Below are 23794 nucleotides of genomic sequence, written 5' to 3'. Positions count from 1 at the left end.
GAAGCTAAAAAAATATTACTAAGTTTAATGTAGTATAGTATAGAGCAAAAAAAAACGGCTAATTAAAAGCCGTTGTATATTGAAGTTTGTTCTGAATTTTCATCGAAGGATTCTTTATGGTCATCTGCTAAAGAATTAGATATATATCTAGCAAAACCAAATATTCCTAAGAGAAAAATTAGAATGAATAAAACGAATATGATTCTTATTTTTTTCATATGTGCAACACAAGTTAAATCCTTGTCTTAAACAAATTTATGATAATTTTAAGAGTTGTGAAAATTATTTATTAAAATATCGTTAAAATATTATTATTAAATATAAAATTATGGTTCAACCATATGTTTGTATGTGTTATTCCTATCATAGAATTCATATTGTTTAATTTATAAGCCGTAATTTTAAGCCTAATTTAAATAAATGAGCAAGAAAAAATTCGGTAAGAAAAAATCTACACAGATTCCAAACCTTACTAAAACTATATTGGACATTATTCGTAAGCGTCCAAATCAAAACTTCAATTACAAACAAATTGCTTCCCAACTTAACATTACAGATGCTAGCGGAAGAAATCAAATCATAAAAAAACTTTCCCAATTAGCTGCTAAACAACAAATTGTTGAGGTAGATCGTGGTAAATTTCAATTTAATGGCCCTCAAGACTATGTTACTGGTACCTTAGATATGACTAGTAAAGGTGATGGTTATGTGGTCGTTGAAGATTTAGAAGACGATATTTTCATTCCTAGTAAGCATATTAACAAAGCATTTCACGGTGATCAGGTAGAGGTATATATTTATAATACCAGAAGAAAAAGCAAGAATGAAGGTGAAATTACCAAAGTAATTGAACGAAAGAAAAAAGAATTTGTAGGCGTTATTACTATCTCAGAAAAGTTTGCATTTGTAAACATTCAGGATACTAAAATGTATACAGATTTCTTTATTCCAAAAAGTAAGATAAACGGCGCAGAAAATAATATGATGGTCGTTGTAGAGCTAGAAGATTGGCCAGAAAAAGCCGATTCTCCTTTTGGTCGCGTTATAGAAGTTCTCGGTGTTCCAGGAGAACATGAAACAGAAATACATGCGATTCTTGCACAATATGGATTACCACATGAATTTCCAAAAGAAGTAGAAGAGTTTGCTAACAAGATAGATACATCTATACAAGAATCTGAAATTAAGAAACGTAGAGATATGCGTGATACGCTAACCTTTACAATAGATCCTAAAGATGCAAAAGATTTTGATGATGCCTTAAGTTTTAAGATTTTAGAAAACGGGCATTACGAAGTAGGAATTCATATTGCAGATGTATCTCACTATCTTAAACCAGGTACAATTTTAGATGATGAAGCTTATGAACGTGCAACATCTGTTTATTTAGTAGATAGAGTAGTGCCAATGCTTCCAGAAGTATTATCTAACAATGCTTGTTCATTACGTCCTAATGAAGAAAAATATACCTTTTCAGCTGTTTTCGAGATAGATGAAAACTCAAAAATACACAATCAATGGTTTGGTAAAACTGTAACCTATAGTGATGCCAGATTTGCATACGAAGAAGCTCAGGCAATTATTGAAAGTAAATCCACTAGCATTCCTGCAGATGTTTCTTTAACAGGAAAAGCCTATAAAACAGACGATGCTATTGCAGATGCTATTTTAAAAATGGACAAAGTAGCTAAAATCATGCGTAGAAAACGTATGGGTCAAGGTGCTATTTCTTTTGATAAAGTTGAAGTTAAATTTGAGCTTAACGAAGCTAATGAACCAGTTGGAGTTTTCTTTAAGACATCTAAAGATGCTAATAAACTTATTGAAGAATACATGTTACTTGCCAATAAGAAAGTAGCAGAATTTATAGGTAAACAAGACCCTAAAAAAACATTTGTATACCGTTGTCATGACGAGCCAAATTCAGATAAATTAAGTGCCTTACAAAACCTTGTAGGTCGTTTTGGGTACACTCTTAATTTTAAATCAAGAAAGACTACTACGCAATCTTTAAATAAACTTTTACAAGATGTAAATGGTACTAAAGAACAAAATTTAATAGATACGCTTACCATTCGTACTATGAGTAAAGCCTATTATTCTACAGAAAATATAGGGCATTACGGTTTAGCATTCGATTATTATTCACATTTCACATCGCCAATACGTCGTTATCCAGATGTCATGGCACATCGTTTATTACAGTATTATCTAGATAAAGGTAAATCTGCAGACGCAGAAACTTATGAAGATCAATGTAGCCATAGTAGTGAGATGGAGTATTTAGCTACCAAAGCAGAACGTGACTCTATAAAATTCATGCAGATTAAATTCATGCAGGATCATAAAGATGAAAATTTCTTAGGTGTAATATCTGGAGTTACAGAATGGGGAATCTATGTAGAAATTATAGATAACAAATGTGAAGGTATGGTAAGGTTAAGAGACATCTCAGATGATCACTATGATTTTGATGAAGAAAACTATGCTATTGTAGGTCGAAAAACTAAAAAAGTGTATCAATTAGGAGATGAAGTTTATGTAAAAGTAAAAGATGCAGATCTTGTAAAACGTCATTTAGATTTTACACTAATAGGAAGTAAAGCCGAAGTAGAAACACAAGGATAGTAAGTATGCATATCTTTGTAAAAAACTAACAATGTTTCAGGACATTTTTACAGCAATACCTCTAGGATTTTTTCTGGCCTTCCTTTTAGGTCCAGTATTCTTTGTATTATTAGAAACTGCTGCAATAAAAGGTTTTAGAGCTGCTTTGTCTTTTGATATTGGTGTTATCCTAGCAGATGCTATTTTTTTATTAATTGCCTATTTTTCTACAAGCAAGCTTTTAGAACGTATAAAAGATGATCCTGCATTGTTTATTTTTGGTGGTGTTATCATGACAACCTATGGTGTCATGGCTTTCATGAAACTTAAAAAAGCATTACCTCAAGAAGAACAACCTGAAATACGAAAACTAAGTAAGAGTGATTATATAGGTCTTGCAGTAAAAGGCTTTCTTTTAAACTTTATAAATATTGGTGTTTTAGGATTTTGGCTAGGTTTAATCATAGTATTTGGCCCTAAGATGGATATGCAACCTAACAGACTTCTCGTATTCTTTGGCACTGTATTAGCCACTTATTTAGTTGTAGATGTATTTAAGATGTTGCTTGCTAAAAAGTTAAATCACAAACTAACACCAGTAAGAATATTCAATTTTAAACGTATTATAAGTATTATCATTATCATATTTGGAGTAATACTTATAAGTCAAGGTTTATTTCCTTCAGAATTAGATGCATTAAAACACGAGTTAGAAGAACGTATTCCAGAAACACCATTAAAATAATGCAAGAACAACCTAATAATCCTTTACACGGTGTAAAATTGGCCGATATCTTAGATACTCTTGTAAATCATTACGGTTGGGATGAGTTAGGAGATCGTATTAAGATTAATTGCTTTAATAGCAATCCTACAATAAAATCCAGTTTAAAATTCTTAAGGCGAACGCCTTGGGCTAGAGAAAAGGTAGAACGTTTATATCTTAAAACCATTAAAAAATAAAAAACCCCTAACGTTAGTTAAGGGTTTTTAGAGGTATCGAGCGGATTCGAACCGCTGTACGAGCTTTTGCAGAGCTCTGCCTAGCCACTCGGCCACGATACCAATATTGGACGGCAAATATAACAAAAAATGTTAGTTTAACCGTTCCTATATTGCAAAGCTACAATCTTTTTTTATGACCTTCGCTTTGTACGCTCTACAGTAACCATAGCAACGTCTCCACCAATAGGAGGATTTACTTTACTTACAGAAACAGTAGCGCTTTGTACAATAATTAATTCTTCAAAAATTCTAGTTAAAATACGTTCTGCAACAGTCTCTAAAAGATGAGATGGTTCTTTCATTTCTTCTTTTACAACTCTGTTTAAATGTACATAATCAATAGTATCATTAAGATTATCTGTTTTTGCAGACAAAGATAAATCACCTTCTACAGTTAAATTTACAAGATAGTCGCTACCAATTTTACTCTCTTCAACAAGACAGCCGTGATAGGCAAAGACCTTTATATTGGTTAAATGTATTTTTCCCATGGGTTAAGTTTTTACAAAGGTAATTCAATACATGAGTTTTCCTAAGTATTATAAGAGTTGAAGCGTTTTACTTTCATAACTTTGCAGTTCTGTTTATAAAATAAACAGATGCATTATAAACTTAAAATCACCTTAATAATACTAGGTAATTTCATAACATTATGTCTGAAGAAAAATCGCTCAATTTCATAGAGCATATCATAGAGGAAGATTTACAAAATGGGTATTCTAAGGAAGATCTAAGATTTAGATTTCCACCAGAACCAAACGGCTATTTACACATTGGCCACTGTAAGGCTATTTGCTTAAACTTTGGTTTAGGTGAGCGTTACAATGCTCCAGTGAATTTAAGGTTTGATGATACTAACCCAATGAAAGAAGAACAAGAATATGTAGATGCTATCAAGCAAGACATAGAGTGGCTTGGGTTTACTTGGGATAAAGAATGTTATTCTTCAGATTACTTTCAACAACTTTATGATTGGGCTGTACAACTTATTAAGGAAGGAAAAGCTTACGTAGATTCTCAATCTAGTGAAGCTATGGCAGAACAAAAAGGTACTCCTACGCAAGTGGGAAAACCTGGACCTTATAGAGACAGATCTGTTGAAGAAAACTTAGATCTATTTGAAAAGATGAAGAATGGTGAGTTTGAAAACGGCCAACACGTCTTACGAGCAAAAATAGATATGGAAAGCCCAAACATGCTTCTGCGTGATCCTATAATGTATCGTGTTTTAAATAGAGCACACCATAGGACAGGAAATGATTGGCACATATACCCAATGTACGATTGGGCTCATGGCGAAAGTGATTATATAGAAAGTGTTTCCCATAGTCTTTGTTCATTAGAGTTTAAACCACACAGACCGCTTTATGAATGGTTTGTAGATAATATTTATACTAGTAATACAAAACCTAAACAAAGAGAGTTTGCGCGTCTTAATTTAAGTTATACCATAATGAGTAAGCGTAAATTACTCACATTAGTTGAAGATAACGTAGTTTCTGGTTGGGATGATCCAAGAATGCCAACAATATCAGGGTATAGAAGACGTGGTTATACACCAGAATCTATTAAGAATTTTATAGATACCGTTGGAGTAGCTAAACGCGAAAATGTGATTGATGTTTCTTTATTAGAATTTAAGATTAGAGAAGATCTTAACAAGAAAGCAGATCGTGTAATGGGTGTTTTAGACCCATTAAAACTTGTAATTACAAATTATCCAGAAGGAGAAGAAGAATGGTTAATGGCAGAAAATAATCCAGAAGACGTTTCTGCAGGTGAGCACGAAGTTCCATTTTCAAGAGAGTTATATATTGAAAAAGATGACTTTAAAGAAGAAGCAAACCGTAAATTCTTCAGATTAAAATTAGGTGGAGAAGTTAGATTAAAGAACGGTTACATTATTAAAGCAGAAGAAGCTATTAAAGATGCCGATGGTAATATTACTGAAGTTCATTGTACATATGATCCTAAGAGTAAAAGCGGTAGCGGTACAGAAGAATCTTTAAGAAAAGTAAAAGGTACCCTACATTGGGTTTCAATTAAGCATGCCGTTAAAGCAGAAGTTAGGTTATACGACAGGTTGTTTAATGATGAATCTCCAGATGGACATAAGGACAAAGATTTTATGGAATTTTTAAATCCAGATTCGTTAAAGACCATTACTGGTTATGTTGAGCCTCATTTAAAAACACTTAAACCATTAGATACAGTACAATTTCAACGTATAGGATACTTCTGTGTTGATAAAGATACGACAGACACCAATTTAGTATTTAATAGAACTGTAACGCTTAGAGACTCTTGGAAAGGTAAATAATACTTAAATACAATATGTTCCCTTTAAAATGGCTCTCAAATTGGTATTTGAGAGCCATTTTGGCATATATGTACTTTTGGAACCTATTTTGAAGCTCATTTAAGTAAGATATGAGTCTAATCATAATTAAGAAAACTTTAGTACTAACGTTCAAATAGTTAACCAGCAATTAACACAGTGTTGTTTAACTTTCGCGTAAATTGCTAAAACAGATTAATTAACACAAAACACATTAAAATGGCAAATACAGGAAATACATTGTTAGCATTATTAACAGGTGCTGCAATTGGTGCAGGAGTAGGATTACTTTACGCTCCAGACAAAGGAGAAAAGACTAGAAAGAAGTTAAAAAAGAACGCAGATAAAGCTAAAAAAGAGTTTAGCAAAAAAGTAAAAGAAACTACAGATGATCTTAGTGTACAAGCTAAGAAAGCAAAAGCTACTTTTGAAGAACGTCTTAATGATACTCTTAACTCAGCTAGCCATAAAGCAGACGATATTATTGTTGCAATGGAAGAAAAGCTAGAAGCTTTACGCAAACAAAATGCAAAATTACAGCAAGAAAATGTTGTTGAAAAAACGAAAGCAAACGCTAAGAAAGCAGTAAGCTAAAAACCATTTATGGGATTAGGAAACGTTACAGAAAACGTAAGAGACGTTAATGATAATGCTAAAAAGTATATAGACAGTAGTATAGAGTTTTACAAGCTTAGCTTCTTTAAGAAGTTTATGAAAGCTACCGTAATTCTTAGCATGTCTTTGCTATTAGGCGCAATTGCTTTCATGGCAATACTAATATTTTCTATTGCAATTGCAAGAAATATAGGACAGGCTGTAGGTGATATCATTACTGGTTTCTATATAATGGGAGGCATATATGTATTATTAATGGTACTAGTATACGTCTTCTTTAAAAGGCCATTAGAAAAATTATTACTTAAAAAATTCTCAGACATATTTTTTGAAGATGAAAAAGATTTATAGTTCTTTTGATGAGATTGATAAGGATCTGAAGATTTTAAAGCTTCAGAAAGATATAGATCTTGAAGAAGTAAAAATTAGTTACCACGAAGTAAAAAATAGCTTATCTCCAATAGGCTTAATAAGCAATGTTGCTGGTGCAATTGCACAAAAAGCATTTGTACTAAAAGCAGTAAATAAACTATTGGGAATAAAGAGAGTAAAAAAAGTAGACGACGCAAAGATTTAGAAAAAGAGAATACCCAAATGTAAAAACCCTGAAGTTTATCTTCGGGGTTTTATGTTTATACCGATTTTAAATAGTCGTATTTTAATAAATCTTCTTTAGTAGTAATAGTATTTATTAAGCCATCCTTAAGAATAATATTTTGGGTAGATACCTCTAAGACATCATTGTAATAATGGTCTGTAATAATAATTCCTTTTGTTCTTTTTATAGAATTCAAAAAGCCTTTTAAGCGCTCTTTATGTAAAGGTTCTATCATAGAAAACGGCTCATCTATTAATAAAAAAGGATGTGAGCTATTGGCAAGTAATACAACTTCAAAATAGCGCCTTTGCCCCAAAGAAAGTTCAGATACCTTTCTAGCTGTAAAACTTGCAATGTATGGGTCATAAAACACCGCATCTTGTAGTTCTTGATTCTGGTGATACATTGGTATAATATCCCTAACTTTTTGAGAAGACGGTAAGAACGGATGTTGTGGTATATAAGCTATACTCTTATTTAATCTCGAAGCTTTTGGAGTTGTTGCGGTACCATTTACTAATAATTCTATGTTGTTAGCTTTAAGAGTGCCAAATAGAATTTTTAATAGCGTAGATTTTCCACAGCCATTTCTTCCATATAACGCTAAAATTTCACCCTTTGAAACAGAAAGAGTAACATTATTTAAAACAGTTTTCTTTCCAAAAGATTTATGGACATTCTTAATACTAAGCGTTTGCAAAAAAGAGCTGTTTAAAAATTATAAATATAACGGCAAATGGTAAACCAACAATAGCGTTTATAATAACTAAGCTAAGCAATAGCTTTAGCTTGCTGATTCCTAAATTATAATAAAAATAAAATTCCTGACTTTTCAATGAAGAAAAGGCCAGGAATCCTATACCATTTGCTACTGTAAATAAGATAAATAATCCTGTTAGGGCATCTACAAATGCTAAGCATACTAATGCAAAGCTGTATATAAATGGAAAGCAATCTTTATAAAACTGCCAATGAGCCCTAATATTCATTATTTGTCATTTTCAGAATCTCTGTCGCCACTCTTGCTTTTGTTTACAATTCCTTTTTTAGCATTTGCTAATTTCATTTGCTCACCAATTTGGTTAGAAGCTGTAAATGAAGCAATCATATTATTTAACATATCACTTCCTGCTTGAGGAGAATTAGGAAGTAAGATTAAGTTTGAGTTAGTTTCTTCTCCTATAGATTGTAATGTGTCATAATGTTGTGTTACTACAATTAATGCAGAGGCCTCTTGAGAATTAATCCCAACATTATTTAGCACATCTACACTTTCCTCTAAACCACGTGCAATTTCACGACGTTGGTCTGCAATACCTTGTCCTTGCAAACGCTTGCTTTCTGCTTCTGCACGAGCTTTTGCTACAATTTTAATACGTTCTGCCTCTGCTTCATACTCTGCAGCCACTTTCTCGCGTTCTGAGGCATTAATACGGTTCATAGCAGCCTTTACCTGAACATCAGGATCTATATCTGTTACAAGCGTTTTAATGATGTCATAACCATAATCAGACATTGCTTCATTAAGCTCAGACTTTACAGCAATAGCAATATCATCCTTACGTTCAAAAACATCATCTAATTTCATCTTAGGAACTTCTGCTCTTACAACATCAAAAACATAAGATGTAATTTGGTCTTGTGGGTTTTCAAGCTTATAAAACGCATCATACACACGAGATTTTATTACCTGAAATTGTACAGAGATTTTCAATTTAACAAACACATCATCCTTAGTTTTAGTTTCTACCAAAACATCTAGTTGCTGTATTTTTAAGTTTATACGGCCAGCAATACGGTCAAATATTGGAATTTTAAAATGAAGTCCAGAGTTTCTAATACTCTGAAATTTTCCAAAACGCTCTACAATTGCAGCTGTTTGTTGTTTTACAGTGAAAATTCCGGAGAATAAGATGATAATCCCGAAGATTAAAATGGGAATGAGAAATAAGATCATAGATATAGATTTTTAGTTGATAGAAAGTTACATAATTTAATAGGATTACATTTGCAGAAAACTATACTTAAAAAGCTCTCTAATGAAATCTCTATACTTTTTAGTAGTAACATGCCTACTATTTGTTACAACAACATCTGCCCAGCGCAATTATAATGACAGTTATAACCGTATTGGATTACAAGGTGGTCTTACAATTTTTGATATTAAGACAGATAATTTTAATACTAATTCTGCTGAAGGTTTTAAAGCAGGATTTACCACTCGTGGTGCTTTTTACAACAATTTTGATTTAATTTATGGCCTAAATTTTTACGACTTAAATGTAAATATCAAGGCTAGAGAAACGGTTGCTTCTCAAGAACGCGATGTTGAGTTTGGTATTTTTGGAGTACAGTTAAACCTATTAGCTAGTTATAATATTATAGAGCAACATCTTAGTATTGAAGCTGGACCAGCACTTTTAATAAATAGTAAGCTAACTACTAATGAGCAATATGAAAACTATATAATAGATGGTTACACAACATTAACCGCAAAAGAAATTGAAGACATTTCTAAAATTAATGGCGTAGCAATAGTGGGTCTTACAGGTGGTTTTGAAAATGTGAGGCTTTGGGCTCAATACCAATATGGTTTCACTAATATTTTAAATGGGTTAAATGATGAAAACCTCACTGAAACTACAGAAGATTTTAAGGGTAACTTAAGTTTAATAGCCGTTGGCTTAGTATTTTATTTATAAAACTAAAAAAGGGGAACGTAATTATACGTTCCCCTTTTAATGAGTTATAATATACTAGCCTAACGTACTTATTGCATTTCTTAAACGCTCTAATGTTTTATCTTGGCCAAGTAAAGATGCGATTACAAAAACATCTGGCCCCGACATTTCACCAACAAGACTTAACCTAAAAGGCTGCATAACTTTTCCAAAACCATAATCTGTTGAGTTAATCCAAGATTTTACTTCTTGTTGAACATTTTCTGCAGTAAAATCTTCAATAGTTGAAACCACACCTGCTAATTCTGTCATTATATCTCCTGTTTGATCTTTCCAAGCTTTTTTAACAGCTTTTTCGTCGTAAGAATTAGGTGTTTTAAACAAGAAACTACCTTCTTCCCATAAATCTGAAACAAACGTGCAACGTTCTTTTAAGATAGAAACTATGTTGGTGATATATGCTAAATCTTTGTCTTTTGATAAAGAGACACCTTTATCACTATTATTTACATAATTGATAAACTGTAATGCTATATCTTCATTACCAACTTGTTGTAGGTAATGGTGTTGAAACCATTTAGTTTTTTCTGGATCAAATTTAGCACCACTTTTAGACACGTGCTCTAAGCTAAAAGCTTCTACAAGTTCCTCAAGCGTATAAAATTGCTTCTCAGAACCTTCACCTTCATTCCATCCTAAAAAGGCTAACATATTAATAACAGCTTCTGGCAAATATCCATCTTCACGATATCCAGCAGATATGTTATTATCTTTGTCTTTCCATTGTAGTGGAAATACAGGAAAGCCCATTTTATCTCCATCACGTTTACTTAATTTACCTTTTCCTTGTGGTTTCATAATTAAAGGTAGGTGTGCAAATTTAGGAGCATCCCAACCCAAAGATCTATACAATAACACGTGAAGTGCTAAACTAGGCAACCATTCTTCACCACGAATTACGTGTGTAATTTTCATTAAATGATCATCTACTATATTGGCTAAATGATAGGTTGGCATTCCATCACTTTTAAACAATACCTTATCATCTAATACATTGGTGTCAATAGTCATTTCACCTCTAATCTCATCATCTAGATATAGTGTTTCATCTTGAGGAGACTTAAATCTTATTACATAATCTTCTGCAGCAATTCTCTTTTCAACCTCTTCTTTAGGCATTGTTAAAGAGTTGTCTAATTTCTCACGGTTGTGCCAGTTATAAATAAAAGTTTTACCGTTTTTTTCATGACTCTTACGGTTCGCATCTAGGCTTTCAGCACTATCAAAAGCATAATACGCATGACCGCTACTAATAAGTTGGTCTGCATATTCTTTGTACAGGTGTTTACGTTCACTTTGGCGATAAGGACCATAGCCTTTATCTTTTCCTGGACCTTCGTCATAAGGTATGTTACACCATTCCAAACTTTCTTTTATATAGTCTTCTGCACCTTCGACATAACGATTTTGGTCTGTATCCTCAATTCTTAGGATAAAATTTCCACCGTGTTTTTTAGCAAATAAATAATTAAATAGGGCAGTGCGTACACCACCAATATGTAATGGTCCTGTAGGACTTGGAGCAAAACGTACTCTTACTTTTTGAGACATAAAAGATTTATTTTTAGTGTTGCAAAGGTAAGAGTTTGAGAAACGATTACATAACCCAATTAGCCTCAACTTTATCGGCAGGATTTTTGATTATTTTGAGATATGGCAATCAACAGAATAAATTGTAAGTTTAACAGTTACAGTAAGACAGCTACAATTAATGAATCATTATAATCAAATTATAGATAAGCTAGAGCGGTTTATCAGAAAATATTACACCAATGAACTGCTAAAGGGTATTATATTATTCTTTGCAATAGGATTGCTGTACTTTCTCCTTACCGTATTTTTAGAATGGGTGCTTTGGTTAAGTCCTTTAGCCAGGACCATTTTATTTTGGACATTTATAGCCGTAGAAATTGCACTTTTTGGCCGATTTATTATTTACCCGTTATCTAAACTATTTAAGCTATCTAAAGGCATAAGCTATGAGCAAGCATCTGCAATAATAGGACAACATTTTACAGAGGTAAATGATAAGTTATTAAACGTTCTCCAGTTAAAACAAAATACAGAGAGCTCAGAATTATTATTAGCGAGTATAGATCAAAAAGCAGAAGAACTGCAACCTATACAATTTAATTTTGCAGTAAATTTTAAAGACAACACTAAGTATTTAAAATATCTAGCTATACCAGTATTAATCTTATTGGCAATTTGGATTTCTGGAAAGAGTAATTTATTTACAGAAAGTTACGATCGTGTTGTTAATTACCAACAAGCTTATGAGCCACCAGCACCTTTTCAATTTTTTGTAGTAAATGATAATTTAGACGCAAAGGAAAATCAAGATTTTACTATTGAAGTAAGAACCACAGGAAATTTTATACCACAAGAAGCTACCATAAATTACAATGGCGAAACTTATTTTATGAAATCTGTTTCTGCCGGTGTTTTTCAATACACATTTAATCAACTTAAAGAACCATTAAGCTTTTACTTATCTGCAAACGAAGTTAAAAGTATACCTTACACTATTTCATTAACCAAAGTTCCTACACTTTTAAGTTTTAATATGGCCTTAAATTATCCTGCATATACTGGTAGGAGAGATGAGGTTTTACAAGGAACCGGCAGTGCCACAATTCCGGAAGGCACAACAATTACTTGGGATCTTGCAACACAGAGTACAAGCCAAGTATCTATGATATTGCGTTATACTACGCAAGAGTTTACCGTAAATGACAATACGTTTAGTTTACAAAAAAGAATCTTTAATAACTTTAATTATGAGATTTCTACAAGTAACGAGCAACTAAAAAATTATGAAAATCTCGCTTATGGTTTACGTGTAATTAAGGATCAATATCCAGAATTAGTATTAAAAAGTGAAACAGATTCTTTAAATAAGCAAGCAATGTATTTCTTCGGAAGTGCTTCAGATGATTACGGATTATCTAAATTAGAGTTAGTGTATTATCCCTCAGAAGATGAAGCTTCTTCTAAAAAGTTGCCAATTGCAATTAATTCTACAACATATGACGATTTTGTCTACGCTTTCCCAGACACCTTAAGTTTGCCTAAGGGTGTACCTTATAACTTTTATTTTCAAGTATTTGATAATGATAGGGTTAACGGTTCTAAGCGTGTAAAATCTGAAGTATTTAGTTTTAGAAAATTAACAGATAATGAAGTAGAAGAGCAACAGTTTGAAGAACAAAAAGAAACAATTTCTGGAATGAATAAATCTCTTGAAAAGATGAAAGATAGAGAGAAGGAATTGGAAGAATTAAATCAACTACAAAAAGAGAAGGAAGCACTTAATTTTAACGATAAGAAAAAGTTAGAAGAATTTCTGAAACGCCAAAAGCAGCAAGAACAAATTATGCAGCAGTTTAGTAAGAAGATGAAAGAAAACCTTCAGCAGTTTCAACAAGATAATCCTGAAAACGATCCTGTTAAACAAAAATTAGAAGAACGCTTTCAGCGTAATGAAGAGCAACTTAAAAAGAACGAAGAGTTGTTAGAAGAGTTACAAAAAGTACAGGATAAAATAAATAAAGAAGAATTATCTGAAAAACTAGAAAAGCTTGCTAAGCAAAACCAAAATGAAGAGAAAAACTTAGAACAACTCTTAGAACTTACAAAACGTTACTATGTAGAGAAAAAAGCTTTAAAAGTTGCTGAAGACCTTGAGAAACTTGCACAAAAACAAGAAGAACTAAGTAAGAATGATGGCGATGAAAACACTAAAGAAGCCCAAGAAGAATTAAATAAAGAATTTAAAAAGTTACAAGAAGATTTAAAAGATCTAGAAGAGGAAAATAAAGATCTTAAGGAACCAATGGATATATCTCGTGATGAAGAAAAAGAAGAATCTATAAAAGAAGATCAAGAAGACGCTTCAGAAAAATTAGATAGTGAATCTAAAGAAAATCAAGAGGAAGAATCAAGTGAACAAAAAAATTCAGATAAACAAGACGCTCAGAAAAAGCAAAAATCTGCTGCAGATAAGATGAAAGAAATGGGTCAAAAAATGGCTTCTCAAATGCAAGAGTCTGGTGAATCTGGTGAAAGTGAAGATGCAGAAATGTTACGTCAAATTTTAGATAACCTTGTTACATTTTCCTTTGAACAAGAAGGTCTTATGGACGATTTTAAAGCTATGGAACGTAATAATCCTGCCTTTGCTAAAAAATTAAAAAGACAATCTGTTTTAAGGGAGAATTTTACTCACATAGATGATAGTCTTTATGCTCTTTCTTTACGTAATGCAGAACTAGGTGAAATTGTAAATGAGAAGCTAACAGACATTGAATTTAATATAGATAAATCCTTAGAGCGCCTTTCTGATAATTATTTACCTCAAGGTATTTCTAACCAACAATACACAGTTACCGCTGCAAATGAACTTGCATTTTTACTTGCCAATAGTTTAGATAATATGAATGCATCTATGGGTTCTTCAGGAAAAGGAAAATCTGGAAAAGGTAAGGGCAAAGGAAAAGGTGAAGGGCAAGGTAAAGGTTTTCAATTACCAGATATTATCAAAAAGCAAGAGGAGTTAGGTGAACAGTTAAAGAATGGAATGAAACCTGGACAAAAACCAGGTGAAGGTTCTCAAGGTAAAAACGGTAAGAGTGGTGAAGGTGGTGAAGGAGGTTCTTCTGGAGAGAATGGCAAATCCGGTACAGATGGTAAAAATGGAAACAAAGAAGGTGAAGGAAAAGATGGTAATCAACTTGATGAACAAATGAGTGGTGAACTTTTTGAAATTTATCAAAAGCAACAACAATTAAGAAATCAGTTAGAAGATAAAATAAGAGAAGAAGGTTTAGGAGCAGACGCAGAACGATTAGCTAAACAAATGGAGCAAGTAGAACAAAGCTTATTAGACAAAGGATTTGATAATAAAGTTTTGCAACAAATGACCAATTTAAAACATCAACTTCTAAAGTTAGATAGTGCTACTTTAGAACAAGGTCAAGACGATAAGCGTGAATCTAAATCTAATTTAAAATCGTTTTCAAACCCCACAAATTCTCATATTTTAAAAGCCAAGGAATACTTTAATACTACTGAAATTTTAAATAGACAAACCTTACCTTTGCGCCAAGATTATAAGCAGAAAGTACAAGACTATTTTAAAGAGAATGATTAATTTTTTTACAGAAACTGAATTTATTATTAATGAAGATGAGTTTAACTCATGGCTGTTATCTGTCATTGCTTCAGAAGGTAAAAATTTAGGAGAAATTAATTATATCTTTTGTGATGACGCGTATTTGTTATCTATAAATCAACAGTATTTAGATCATGATACTTATACCGATATTATAAGTTTTGATACGTCTGAAGGCAATGATTTGTCCGGAGATATATTTATTTCTGTTGAAAGAATTCAAGAAAATGCTCAACAGTTTAACGTCAGTGTTGACGATGAATTAAAGCGTGTTTTAGTTCATGGTATTCTACATTTTTGTGGTTATAAAGACAAAACTGACGATGAAGCTAAGCTAATGAGAGAAAAAGAAGATGAAAAACTTAAAATGTTCCACGTGGAACAATAGGTATGTTTGAAAGTGAATATGATGTTATAGTGGTCGGTGCAGGCCATGCAGGAAGTGAAGCAGCAGCAGCAGCAGCAAATATGGGTTGTAGTACATTGTTAATTACAATGAATCTTCAAAATATTGCACAAATGTCTTGCAATCCTGCTATGGGAGGTATTGCTAAGGGTCAAATTGTAAGAGAGATTGATGCTTTAGGTGGTTATAGTGGTATTGTAAGTGATACAAGTGCAATACAGTTTAAGATGCTTAACAAATCTAAAGGACCTGCAATGTGGAGTCCAAGAGTACAAAGTGATCGTATGCGTTTTGCAGAAGATTGGAGACTTAAGTTAGAGCAAACCCCAAACTTAGATTTTTATCAAGAAATGGTTGCTGGCCTAATTGTCGAAAAAGACAAACTTGTTGGTGTAAGAACATCTTTAGGTTTAGAGGTAAGAGGAAAAACAGTTGTTTTAACAAATGGGACATTCCTAAATGGTTTAATCCATATAGGAGAAAAACAGTTTGGTGGTGGTAGAGCAGGAGAAAGAGCCGCTACAGGAATTACAGCAGACTTATTAAATTTAGGATTTGAATCTGGTAGAATGAAAACTGGTACACCACCAAGAGTTGATGGCCGTTCTTTAGATTATTCTAAAATGACAGAACAACCAGGTGATGATATTCCTTGGAAATTTTCATATTCAGACATTACTAAACCTTTAGAAAAACAACGTTCTTGTTATATGACTTACACAAGTCCAGAAGTACATGATTTACTTCGAGAAGGATTTGATAGGTCACCAATGTTTAATGGTAGAATACAAAGTATAGGACCAAGATATTGTCCAAGCATAGAAGATAAGATTAATAGATTTGCAGATAAGGATAGACATCAAATGTTTATTGAACCTGAAGGTTGGAATACCGTCGAGGTTTATGTAAACGGTTTCTCTACGTCACTGCCAGAAGATGTTCAATTTAAAGCTTTACGATCTGTAGTTGGTTTTGAAAAGGTTAAATTTTTCAGACCTGGTTATGCAATCGAATATGATTATTTTCCGCCTACTCAATTAAAACATACATTAGAAACTAAACTTGTTGATGGTTTGTTTTTTGCTGGTCAAATTAATGGAACCACAGGTTATGAGGAAGCAGCTTCTCAGGGTTTAATAGCTGGTGTAAACGCAGCTTTAAAAGTAAAAGAACAAGACGAGTTTATACTTAAAAGAGATGAGGCCTATATAGGTGTTTTAATAGATGATCTTATTACTAAAGGTACAGAAGAGCCATATAGAATGTTTACAAGTAGAGCAGAATATAGGACGCTTTTAAGACAAGATAATGCAGACTTTAGGCTAACTGGAAAATCTTTTGAAATAGGATTAGCTTCTGAAGAACGCTATAATAAAATGCTAGATAAGAAAGATAAGTCTGAAAGTTTTGTTGATTTTTTTAAGAATACTAGCTATGATTGGAAAGAGGCAAATGAAATTTTAAAAGAAAATAATTCAGCTACAGTTAAACAAAACGATAAGTTATTTAAACTCTTTTCTCGTCCTCAAATTACTATGGATGATGTTAGACAATTTAATGACGTTGAAAATTATATTCAAGAACACAATCTAGATACTGAAGTTTTAGAGCAAACGGAAGTGCAAGTTAAATATGCTGGCTATATAGAAAAAGAAAAAAATAATGCAGATAAATTACAGCGTTTAGAATATGTAAAAATACCTTCAGATTTTGACTATTCTCAACTTAAGTCAATGAGCTATGAGGCAAGAGAAAAACTTCAAGAAATTCAACCTCGAACAGTTTCTCAAGCTAGTAGAGTAAGTGGAGTAAATCCAGCCGATATTTCTGTTTTATTAGTGTATTTGGGAAGATAAATAATTTACGTTCCACGTGGAACATCTTTTTTAATTTATATGAATTACCCAGATTTCTCTTCCTTAAACACCAAACTTACCTGTAAAGATTATACTGTAAGCGAAGAGTTCTTTCAGCTTAAATATTGGGATGAATATGATATGTTAGTTACATATCCTCAACCTAAATTAGATGAGTTAGATAGTTATTATGAAAGTGAAGATTATATTTCTCACACAGATTCTAAAGCCACTCTTGTTGATAAAATATATCAGAGTGTGAAGCGAATCATGCTTAACAAGAAATTAGAAATAGTTTCGAGCTTTAATCAAAACAAAGGATCACTTTTAGATGTAGGAGCAGGAACAGGTGATTTTTTAAATGCAGCAAAAAATGATGGTTGGTCCATAAGTGGAGTAGAGCCAAATTCAAAAGCGAGAAGTCTAGCTAATCAAAAAAAAATATTACTAGTTGAAGACATTAATCAGTTACCAACTCAAAAGTATGACGTCATTACACTTTGGCATGTGTTAGAACATGTGCCGAATCTTTTTGAATATATCGAGACCTTAAAATCTTTATTAAAAGAGAATGGAATCTTAATTATTGCAGTCCCAAATTACAAGTCTTATGATGCAACATACTATAAAGAGTTTTGGGCTGCTTATGATGTGCCAAGACATCTTTGGCATTTTTCACCTAAAGGCATAAAAAAGTTATTTGCTCAATTTAATTTTAAATTAGAGAATACATTTCCTATGACATATGATGCATATTATGTAAGCCTACTTTCTGAGAAATATAAAAACTCCTCTTTTCAAAAATTGAAAGCGCTTAAAACAGGATTTCTCTCTAATTTAAAAGCCAAGCATTCTGGAGAGTATTCTTCGCTTATTTATTGTTTTAAAACTATATAATTCGCTGTTTAAAGTGCTTTTTAAGCCTTTTTTAAGCTGAGCAACATAATTTATAAGCTGCACCTTAGAAAATAGCTTAGAATTGATTTATTTGCAGACATTTTGATAAATATAAATTATGTTAATTGTAAATTCTATATATTTTAATTATACTTATGTAAAATGCAATATTTCATAAACACTTTCCTATTTTTGCCGCTTAATTTAGAAAAACAAACATTATGAAAACTATTGTAATTGCTTTAGGTGCGCTTTTAGTTTTAGCGTCTTGCAACCAAGATAAAACAGCTTATGTAGACAATACTGTTTTATTAAAGGAATACAAAGAAATGAAAGATACAGAAGCCAAGTATAATACTATGGCAGAAGCTATGAAGAAAGAAATGGATTCTGTAGCAAAACAATTTCAAGCAGAAGTACAAGAATACCAAAGCAACGCTAACTCTATGTCTAATTCACAACGTCAAGAAGCAGAAGGAAAGCTAATGCAAAAACAACAACAACTGCAACAACAACAGCAAATGCGTTCGCAGCAGTTAAGAGCAGAGAGTGATAAGGAAATAGATTCAATAATTACAAAAGTTAAAACTTATGTAAAGGATTACGGTAAGGATAACGGTTACACTTACATTTTTGGATCTAATGAAACAGCAAACATTATGTATGCTAAAGAAGGTAAGGATATTACTCAAGATGTTCTTGAAGAAATTAATGCTGAAGTTAAAGAGTAACTTTCTAACTAACCAACTTTTTAATTTAGCAGAACGCTTGTCTTAGGATAAGCGTTTTTTTATTTAAAATAATTGAGATGAAACTTGGTAACTATGGGCTTCATGTTTAAATCTCCTTTTGAATCTCCATAATAAACAATGCTATCATAATTTGAAAGGTCTATCTCTGCTTTTACGCGTCTAGCTTTTTCAGCATAATTGCAATTAGGTGTAGAAAATTTACCTGTAAAGACTGAGTCATTATAAGCAACCTCAGTACAAATTAATTGTACATCCAATGCAGCTGCTATTGGTTTAAGCCAAAATTCTAAAGATGCAGAAACAATATATACATCTCCGCCTTTAAGATCGGTTTCAAGTTGTTTTAAGGCTTTTTTTCTAAATAAGGATTCCTTGTTTGCTAATTTTAAATAGCGCTTTGCAAGCTCTTCTAATTCTTTTTTAGAATATCCCTTTAAAAACAATGAAACCAAAGATTCCTTGGTTTGCCCTTTTTTTAAAATACCTAGTTTGGTGAGTATTAATTTTGGAGCAAACTGTAAAATTTTCAAATAATAAATAAACGTACTTGTGCTTAGCTTTAGGACATCGAAAAGTGAATCACGAGTGGTGATGGTTCCATCAAAATCATATAGATAAAGTGTTTTCAAAGAGACAGTTTCTTAAATATAAATTCTGGAATCATTTTTATTATAGCCATAATATACCTCCAAATTCCAGCTATATATATTGTGTTTTTTTTAGACTTATAGCCTTTATAAATAAGATGTGCAGCTTTCTCGGCAGTTATGGTTAAAGGCTTAGGCGTATCTATGTCTTCAATCATTTTAGTATCCATAAAACCAGGTTTTACGGTGAGAACGTGACAATTTTTTGAAACCAAATAGTTTCTCAGACCACTTAAATAAGCTGTAAAACCTGCTTTTGCACTACCATATAAAAAATTACTCTGCCTGCCGCGTTCTCCAGCAACAGAACTTAATCCTATAATAGTACCGGAGCCTTTTGAAACTAAATCGGTTGCTATCTTATTAAGCTCTACCACTAACTTTGCATAGTTTATTGTGACAATTTTTAAACTATCGTGTTCATCTAAAATGCCTTTTTCTGCAGGTTTCCCTAAGTAACCAGAAGCACAAAATACAAGTTTATAATCAAGCGCTGAATAATCTATATTAACAGTGTTAGCTAATAAGTTAAATTCTAAAACTTCAATATCAACAGAATACTTAACCTCCAAGTGAGCTTTAAAAGGCGCTAATTCTTTAGGATTAGATGAGCAAAGATATACTCGCTTTAAGTGTTGTTCTTTGAGTATCTTTTCAACAAAAGCTTTTGCTACATCAGAGTTTGCTCCTAATACTATCATATGGTCTTGTGGGATTTAATTCGTTTATTCTGGATAGAATCAAATTTAGGGTTATGTGCGGTTACATAGTTGGTTAATTTCGGGTTAGAGCAAGAATCTTTTGCTCTATAAATGCGTCCTTCATATTTTAAAATAATAGCATCTAAAATAGGAATCAATTGCAAAACTTTTTTATTCAATTTAAAATCTAATGCCAACGTATACCCTTCAATAGGAAATGAATTAAATGCTTTAATATTTTGTTTGCCAAAAAGCTTCAATACAGCTAAAAAAGATCCTTGTCCACTTTTAGAGATAGCTTCTAAAACTTCTTTCATTGCAGCTTTACTTCGGGCTTTATCTACCACAAATTGATATTGTATAAATCCATTTTTTCCATAAACATTATTCCATTGGTGTATGGCGTCTAAGGGATAAAAAAATGAATCATAATGTACAACACTTGCTGTTGTTTTATGAAACTGCTTAAAGTAATATAGTAGATTAAATACTTTAACTGTGAAAGTATTTAGAGCAAAACTTGGAAAAAAGAATGGAATCTTAAGTTTACCGGAACTGTGTATTTTAAGAGGCTTTTCTAATTGTTTTTTACTTAAATCGGAAGGTGCTGCATGGTCTCCTTTTATAAGTATAGACCTGCCAAGACCTTTACCTTTCTTAAGACAATCTATCCAAGCAACGGTATAAGTAGAATCTTCATGGGTTTCAAAAAGCTGAAATACTTCATCAAGGTTTTTAGCCTTAATGCTTTCTTGTTTTATGTATGATGTTTTTATGGGTTTAAGCTGAAATGTAGCACTTAAGATAATACCTGTTAAACCCATGCCACCTATAGTTTCCCAAAACAACTTCTCATTTTCAGTTCTTGAACACGTTATTATTATGTGCTGTGCAGTTAACAACTTAAACTCAATAACAAACTCTGAAAAACAACCCTCATTATGATGGTTTTTGCCGTGTATATCTGCTGCAATTGCACCTCCAACGGTAATAAATTTTGTGCCAGGTGTTACAGGAAGAAAAAATCCTTTAGGAACTATAAACTCTAATATATCAGAAAATAAGACACCACATTCACAAGTTATATACCCTTTCTTGCTATTAAAATTTATAAAGTGTTTTAAAGGTAGTGTAGAAACAACACTACTATTTAAGGATGCATCGCCATAACACCTTGCGTTTCCACGTGGAATTATAGTCTTGCAATTAAAAAACTCCTGAGAATTGTCTGTATTTCTAAGCTTAAATTCTTGAGCTTTAATTTTAGGGAAGTTACCCCAATTGGTTATGTGTTTTAGTTTTGGCATTTACTTGAAGTAAATGATTAATGCAAATGAGATTAGCCAAAGCGCAATCATAACCTGCATAAAATGATCACTATAAACCACTTTTGTAGGAGATTCTGTTTTATTATAAACAAACGTAAGTTGTAAATACCTAAGTAATGCTATAATAACAAACAGAGTAGTAAAGTATATGTAGTCTGATCCAAATGCAACAATTACATCATCTGAAATTGTGTACATCACATAGCATACTAAAGTAATAGTCACACAAATAATTAACGCAGTATTTAAAAACTCCTTATTGTAACCATCTAAAACTTTTCGAGATGTAGAGCTTATTGAAATAAGCTCGCCACGACGTTTACCCAAAGCTAATACTAACGCTAGAAAAAATGTGAGTAAAAAAGCCCACTTAGAGACAAAGATTTCTGTGGCTAAGCCACCAAACACCACTCTTAAAATAAACCCTATAGCAATTATACTTACGTCTAAGATAGGAATATGCTTAAGACCAAAACTGTAACCAAGATTTAAAATTATATAGAGAAGTAATGGCAGCAATAGTAATAGGGAAAAAGAATATAATCCTAATATTGTAATTACTAATGCTAATACGCCAGCAATAATTAAAGCACCTTTTGGTGTAATCTTACCACTTGCAATTGGTCTATCTTTTTTTAAAGGATGTAATTTATCTTGTGCTCTATCCACATAATCATTTATAATATAGATTAAACTAGCTGAAAGTGAGAATAGGAGAAATGCTATAAGTGAAGCTTTAAAAACATTTGGTTCTAAAATTAAACCAGAGAAAAATGCAGGTAAAAAAACAAACAGATTTTTAATCCAATCTTTAATTCTAAGTAAAGAAAAAATCTGTTTTATCATGTTAATTTAAAATTGCCTAGGCGCTTTTTGTGTGTAAGAACCTAGTTAACTTAATACTTAAATCACTAAGAATAATTTTAGGATTTCCATTTCGCTCAATATGATACATTGCATCTTGTAGCGCTTCATTTATTTGCAAGATATTATTTTCGTGTACAAATGGTGCAAATTTATTTATATCAAAGCCAGAGGTTTGTGGCTGTAGGTAAACTAACTCTGGTGTGTTGTAATTTATAAGCAAAGCTTGTCTAAAAAAGTTTTGACAGTATTCTAAAAATCGTTTTTGGGTTTCTCTACCAGATTTAGCTATTGTTTCACTCCAAGTTAATAATGGATTTATTGCCTTTTTATTTCCTTTTGCTCTAAATGCGGTACGTACCCAAGTAATAAACCATTCTTCAAAAAGTGCATCGTCTTCATTCTTGTGTAATAAATGCATGGCAATATTATAATCACCATCAGACTGATGCGCTATTTTTTGAGCATTTACGATATCTAATCCTTCATAATCAATTAGATGTTTTGCTATGTCTCCTTCTCCTAAAGGTGGAAAATGCAATACCTGGCATCTGCTTAATATAGTTTGAATAATACTATCCTCATCATCTGTAATTAATAGGAATACAGTTTTTTCAGGTGGCTCTTCTATTAGCTTTAGTAGCTTGTTAGAAGCTTCTGTATTCATTTTATCTGCACCCCAAATAATCATACACTTAAAACCACCTTCATAAGCTTTTAAAGACAGTTTTTTTACAACATCTTGAGCTTCATCTACGCCAATTCTTCCTTGTTTATTTTCTATTTCTAAACGCTTATACCAATCAAAAACATCTGCATAAGGTGAGTCTTTAACAAAATCTCGCCATTGGGCCATAAAGTGATTAGAAACAGCATGTTTAGACACTTCTTTTGTGTTGGCAACAGGAAACGCAAAATGCAAATCAGGATGAGACAGGTTATTAAACCTCATATTACAAGAATTGTCTTCTAAATTATCACCGTTGCTATTATTACAGAGAATATATTGTGCATAAGCAATTGCCATTGGTAAAGTCCCGCTTCCGCTTTTACCAACAAACAATTGTGCATGAGGAATCCTGCGCCTGTCGGCAGTTGTTGTAAGGTGGTTTTTAATGTGGGGCAACCCGATAATATCCTTAAAAAGCATACGCAAATATAGCATTCCCATAGCAAAGGATATTGAAAATTAAAATTTATAGAAATGAGTAATGTTAACCTCTTTTACTTAACAATGGTTAAAAGAGATATTTCATTACTTTTGCC

Annotated in this window: 23 protein-coding genes and 1 tRNA gene; 13 read left to right on the top strand and 11 right to left on the bottom strand. The window is 32.2% G+C overall.

What is annotated here, in order from left to right:
- Nucleotides 1–420: 420 nt before the first annotated feature.
- From rnr to CA2559_RS03435, 3 genes are read left to right on the top strand one after another with little or no spacing between them, the layout of a single operon-like run.
- The gene (rnr, locus tag CA2559_RS03445; RefSeq protein ID WP_013186451.1) at nucleotides 421–2628 is read left to right on the top strand and encodes a ribonuclease R; all 2208 of its coding nucleotides are present in this window, start codon (nucleotides 421–423) and stop codon (nucleotides 2626–2628) included.
- Nucleotides 2629–2659: 31 nt separating this feature from the next.
- The gene (locus CA2559_RS03440) at nucleotides 2660–3352 is read left to right on the top strand and encodes a LysE family translocator (protein WP_013186450.1); all 693 of its coding nucleotides are present in this window, start codon (nucleotides 2660–2662) and stop codon (nucleotides 3350–3352) included.
- Nucleotides 3352–3570, top strand: coding sequence for a VF530 family protein (locus CA2559_RS03435; protein WP_013186449.1), 219 nt, complete (start codon nucleotides 3352–3354; stop codon nucleotides 3568–3570). Before CA2559_RS03440 ends, CA2559_RS03435 begins: the two co-directional genes overlap by 1 nt.
- A gap of 31 nt (nucleotides 3571–3601) precedes the next feature.
- On the opposite strand, the gene CA2559_RS03430 is transcribed toward CA2559_RS03435, so the two are convergent.
- Nucleotides 3602–3672, bottom strand: a tRNA-Cys gene (locus CA2559_RS03430).
- A gap of 71 nt (nucleotides 3673–3743) precedes the next feature.
- The gene (folB, locus tag CA2559_RS03425; RefSeq protein WP_013186448.1) at nucleotides 3744–4103 is read right to left on the bottom strand and encodes a dihydroneopterin aldolase; all 360 of its coding nucleotides are present in this window, start codon (nucleotides 4101–4103) and stop codon (nucleotides 3744–3746) included.
- Nucleotides 4104–4264: 161 nt separating this feature from the next.
- Between folB and CA2559_RS03420 the strand changes: the two genes are divergently transcribed.
- The 4 genes from CA2559_RS03420 (at nucleotide 4265) to CA2559_RS03405 (ending at nucleotide 7142) form a co-directional block, all read left to right on the top strand.
- Nucleotides 4265–5932, top strand: a complete 1668-nt coding sequence (locus CA2559_RS03420; protein WP_013186447.1) for a glutamine--tRNA ligase/YqeY domain fusion protein — start codon at nucleotides 4265–4267, stop codon at nucleotides 5930–5932.
- Between the two features lie 237 nt (nucleotides 5933–6169).
- Nucleotides 6170–6544, top strand: a complete 375-nt coding sequence (locus CA2559_RS03415; protein ID WP_013186446.1) for a YtxH domain-containing protein — start codon at nucleotides 6170–6172, stop codon at nucleotides 6542–6544.
- A gap of 9 nt (nucleotides 6545–6553) precedes the next feature.
- Complete coding sequence (locus CA2559_RS03410) at nucleotides 6554–6916, top strand: hypothetical protein (RefSeq protein WP_013186445.1); 363 nt, start codon at nucleotides 6554–6556, stop codon at nucleotides 6914–6916.
- A complete protein-coding gene (locus CA2559_RS03405) occupies nucleotides 6900–7142 on the top strand; it encodes a DUF6327 family protein (RefSeq protein ID WP_013186444.1) in 243 nt (80 codons plus the stop codon). Before CA2559_RS03410 ends, CA2559_RS03405 begins: the two co-directional genes overlap by 17 nt.
- 55 nt (nucleotides 7143–7197) lie before the next feature.
- Here CA2559_RS03405 and CA2559_RS03400 read toward each other — a convergent pair whose 3' ends face one another.
- The 3 genes from CA2559_RS03400 to CA2559_RS03390 are packed head-to-tail and all read right to left on the bottom strand — an operon-like array spanning nucleotide 7198 to nucleotide 9120.
- Nucleotides 7198–7863, bottom strand: coding sequence for an ATP-binding cassette domain-containing protein (locus CA2559_RS03400; protein WP_013186443.1), 666 nt, complete (start codon nucleotides 7861–7863; stop codon nucleotides 7198–7200).
- Nucleotides 7850–8152 (bottom strand): hypothetical protein, encoded by a 303-nt coding sequence (locus tag CA2559_RS03395; protein ID WP_013186442.1) that lies wholly within the window; start codon nucleotides 8150–8152, stop codon nucleotides 7850–7852. The genes CA2559_RS03400 and CA2559_RS03395 overlap by 14 nt, the downstream gene beginning before the upstream one ends.
- Nucleotides 8152–9120 carry an SPFH domain-containing protein gene (locus tag CA2559_RS03390; RefSeq protein WP_013186441.1) on the bottom strand — a complete coding sequence of 323 codons (969 nt, stop codon included), beginning with the start codon at nucleotides 9118–9120 and terminating at the stop codon, nucleotides 8152–8154. Before CA2559_RS03390 ends, CA2559_RS03395 begins: the two co-directional genes overlap by 1 nt.
- Nucleotides 9121–9202: 82 nt before the next feature.
- Here CA2559_RS03390 and CA2559_RS03385 point away from each other — a divergent pair, with 82 nt between their 5' ends.
- Complete coding sequence (locus CA2559_RS03385) at nucleotides 9203–9865, top strand: hypothetical protein (RefSeq protein ID WP_013186440.1); 663 nt, start codon at nucleotides 9203–9205, stop codon at nucleotides 9863–9865.
- Between the two features lie 54 nt (nucleotides 9866–9919).
- On the opposite strand, the gene gltX is transcribed toward CA2559_RS03385, so the two are convergent.
- Entirely contained in the window at nucleotides 9920–11455 is a 1536-nt protein-coding gene (gltX, locus tag CA2559_RS03380; RefSeq protein ID WP_013186439.1) for a glutamate--tRNA ligase, read from the bottom strand.
- A gap of 160 nt (nucleotides 11456–11615) precedes the next feature.
- On the opposite strand from gltX, the gene CA2559_RS03375 reads away from it, so the two are divergent.
- The 5 genes from CA2559_RS03375 to CA2559_RS03355 all read left to right on the top strand — a co-directional run bounded on the left by CA2559_RS03375 (nucleotide 11616) and on the right by CA2559_RS03355 (nucleotide 18967).
- A complete protein-coding gene (locus tag CA2559_RS03375) occupies nucleotides 11616–15056 on the top strand; it encodes a DUF4175 family protein (RefSeq protein WP_013186438.1) in 3441 nt (1146 codons plus the stop codon).
- A complete protein-coding gene (ybeY, locus tag CA2559_RS03370; protein ID WP_013186437.1) occupies nucleotides 15049–15465 on the top strand; it encodes an rRNA maturation RNase YbeY in 417 nt (138 codons plus the stop codon). The genes CA2559_RS03375 and ybeY overlap by 8 nt, the downstream gene beginning before the upstream one ends.
- A gap of 2 nt (nucleotides 15466–15467) precedes the next feature.
- Nucleotides 15468–17339, top strand: coding sequence for a tRNA uridine-5-carboxymethylaminomethyl(34) synthesis enzyme MnmG (gene mnmG, locus CA2559_RS03365; protein ID WP_013186436.1), 1872 nt, complete (start codon nucleotides 15468–15470; stop codon nucleotides 17337–17339).
- Between the two features lie 39 nt (nucleotides 17340–17378).
- Nucleotides 17379–18236, top strand: coding sequence for a class I SAM-dependent methyltransferase (locus CA2559_RS03360; RefSeq protein ID WP_013186435.1), 858 nt, complete (start codon nucleotides 17379–17381; stop codon nucleotides 18234–18236).
- Between the two features lie 221 nt (nucleotides 18237–18457).
- Nucleotides 18458–18967, top strand: a complete 510-nt coding sequence (locus CA2559_RS03355; protein WP_013186434.1) for an OmpH family outer membrane protein — start codon at nucleotides 18458–18460, stop codon at nucleotides 18965–18967.
- Between the two features lie 59 nt (nucleotides 18968–19026).
- Here the strand turns inward: CA2559_RS03355 and CA2559_RS03350 are convergent, their stop codons facing one another.
- The 5 genes from CA2559_RS03350 to CA2559_RS03330 are packed head-to-tail and all read right to left on the bottom strand — an operon-like array spanning nucleotide 19027 to nucleotide 23678.
- Nucleotides 19027–19617, bottom strand: coding sequence for an HAD family hydrolase (locus CA2559_RS03350; RefSeq protein WP_013186433.1), 591 nt, complete (start codon nucleotides 19615–19617; stop codon nucleotides 19027–19029).
- On the bottom strand, nucleotides 19614–20336 hold the full coding sequence (locus CA2559_RS03345; protein ID WP_013186432.1) for an SDR family NAD(P)-dependent oxidoreductase: 723 nt from the start codon (nucleotides 20334–20336) through the stop codon (nucleotides 19614–19616). The genes CA2559_RS03350 and CA2559_RS03345 overlap by 4 nt, the downstream gene beginning before the upstream one ends.
- Entirely contained in the window at nucleotides 20333–21643 is a 1311-nt protein-coding gene (locus CA2559_RS03340) for an FAD-binding oxidoreductase (protein WP_013186431.1), read from the bottom strand. The genes CA2559_RS03345 and CA2559_RS03340 overlap by 4 nt, the downstream gene beginning before the upstream one ends.
- Entirely contained in the window at nucleotides 21644–22507 is an 864-nt protein-coding gene (locus CA2559_RS03335) for a decaprenyl-phosphate phosphoribosyltransferase (protein ID WP_041241100.1), read from the bottom strand.
- Nucleotides 22508–22526: 19 nt separating this feature from the next.
- Nucleotides 22527–23678 carry a DNA polymerase III subunit gene (locus tag CA2559_RS03330; RefSeq protein WP_041240891.1) on the bottom strand — a complete coding sequence of 384 codons (1152 nt, stop codon included), beginning with the start codon at nucleotides 23676–23678 and terminating at the stop codon, nucleotides 22527–22529.
- Nucleotides 23679–23794: the final 116 nt, after the last annotated feature.

The sequence above is a fragment of the Croceibacter atlanticus HTCC2559 genome (assembly GCF_000196315.1).
Classification (GTDB): domain Bacteria; phylum Bacteroidota; class Bacteroidia; order Flavobacteriales; family Flavobacteriaceae; genus Croceibacter; species Croceibacter atlanticus.
The sequence above is the reverse complement of the archived record's forward strand: the minus strand, read 5'-3'. Positions and strand labels throughout refer to the sequence as shown.

Coding starts and splice junctions, on each gene's coding strand:
- rnr (WP_013186451.1), top strand. CDS start 421: ATGAGCAAGAAAAAATTCGGTAAGAAAAAATCTACACAGATTCCAAAC.
- CA2559_RS03440 (WP_013186450.1), top strand. CDS start 2,660: ATGTTTCAGGACATTTTTACAGCAATACCTCTAGGATTTTTTCTGGCC.
- CA2559_RS03435 (WP_013186449.1), top strand. CDS start 3,352: ATGCAAGAACAACCTAATAATCCTTTACACGGTGTAAAATTGGCCGAT.
- folB (WP_013186448.1), bottom strand. CDS start 4,103: ATGGGAAAAATACATTTAACCAATATAAAGGTCTTTGCCTATCACGGC.
- CA2559_RS03420 (WP_013186447.1), top strand. CDS start 4,265: ATGTCTGAAGAAAAATCGCTCAATTTCATAGAGCATATCATAGAGGAA.
- CA2559_RS03415 (WP_013186446.1), top strand. CDS start 6,170: ATGGCAAATACAGGAAATACATTGTTAGCATTATTAACAGGTGCTGCA.
- CA2559_RS03410 (WP_013186445.1), top strand. CDS start 6,554: ATGGGATTAGGAAACGTTACAGAAAACGTAAGAGACGTTAATGATAAT.
- CA2559_RS03405 (WP_013186444.1), top strand. CDS start 6,900: ATGAAAAAGATTTATAGTTCTTTTGATGAGATTGATAAGGATCTGAAG.
- CA2559_RS03395 (WP_013186442.1), bottom strand. CDS start 8,152: ATGAATATTAGGGCTCATTGGCAGTTTTATAAAGATTGCTTTCCATTT.
- CA2559_RS03390 (WP_013186441.1), bottom strand. CDS start 9,120: ATGATCTTATTTCTCATTCCCATTTTAATCTTCGGGATTATCATCTTA.
- CA2559_RS03385 (WP_013186440.1), top strand. CDS start 9,203: ATGAAATCTCTATACTTTTTAGTAGTAACATGCCTACTATTTGTTACA.
- gltX (WP_013186439.1), bottom strand. CDS start 11,455: ATGTCTCAAAAAGTAAGAGTACGTTTTGCTCCAAGTCCTACAGGACCA.
- CA2559_RS03375 (WP_013186438.1), top strand. CDS start 11,616: ATGAATCATTATAATCAAATTATAGATAAGCTAGAGCGGTTTATCAGA.
- ybeY (WP_013186437.1), top strand. CDS start 15,049: ATGATTAATTTTTTTACAGAAACTGAATTTATTATTAATGAAGATGAG.
- mnmG (WP_013186436.1), top strand. CDS start 15,468: ATGTTTGAAAGTGAATATGATGTTATAGTGGTCGGTGCAGGCCATGCA.
- CA2559_RS03360 (WP_013186435.1), top strand. CDS start 17,379: ATGAATTACCCAGATTTCTCTTCCTTAAACACCAAACTTACCTGTAAA.
- CA2559_RS03355 (WP_013186434.1), top strand. CDS start 18,458: ATGAAAACTATTGTAATTGCTTTAGGTGCGCTTTTAGTTTTAGCGTCT.
- CA2559_RS03345 (WP_013186432.1), bottom strand. CDS start 20,336: ATGATAGTATTAGGAGCAAACTCTGATGTAGCAAAAGCTTTTGTTGAA.
- CA2559_RS03340 (WP_013186431.1), bottom strand. CDS start 21,643: ATGCCAAAACTAAAACACATAACCAATTGGGGTAACTTCCCTAAAATT.
- CA2559_RS03330 (WP_041240891.1), bottom strand. CDS start 23,678: ATGCTTTTTAAGGATATTATCGGGTTGCCCCACATTAAAAACCACCTT.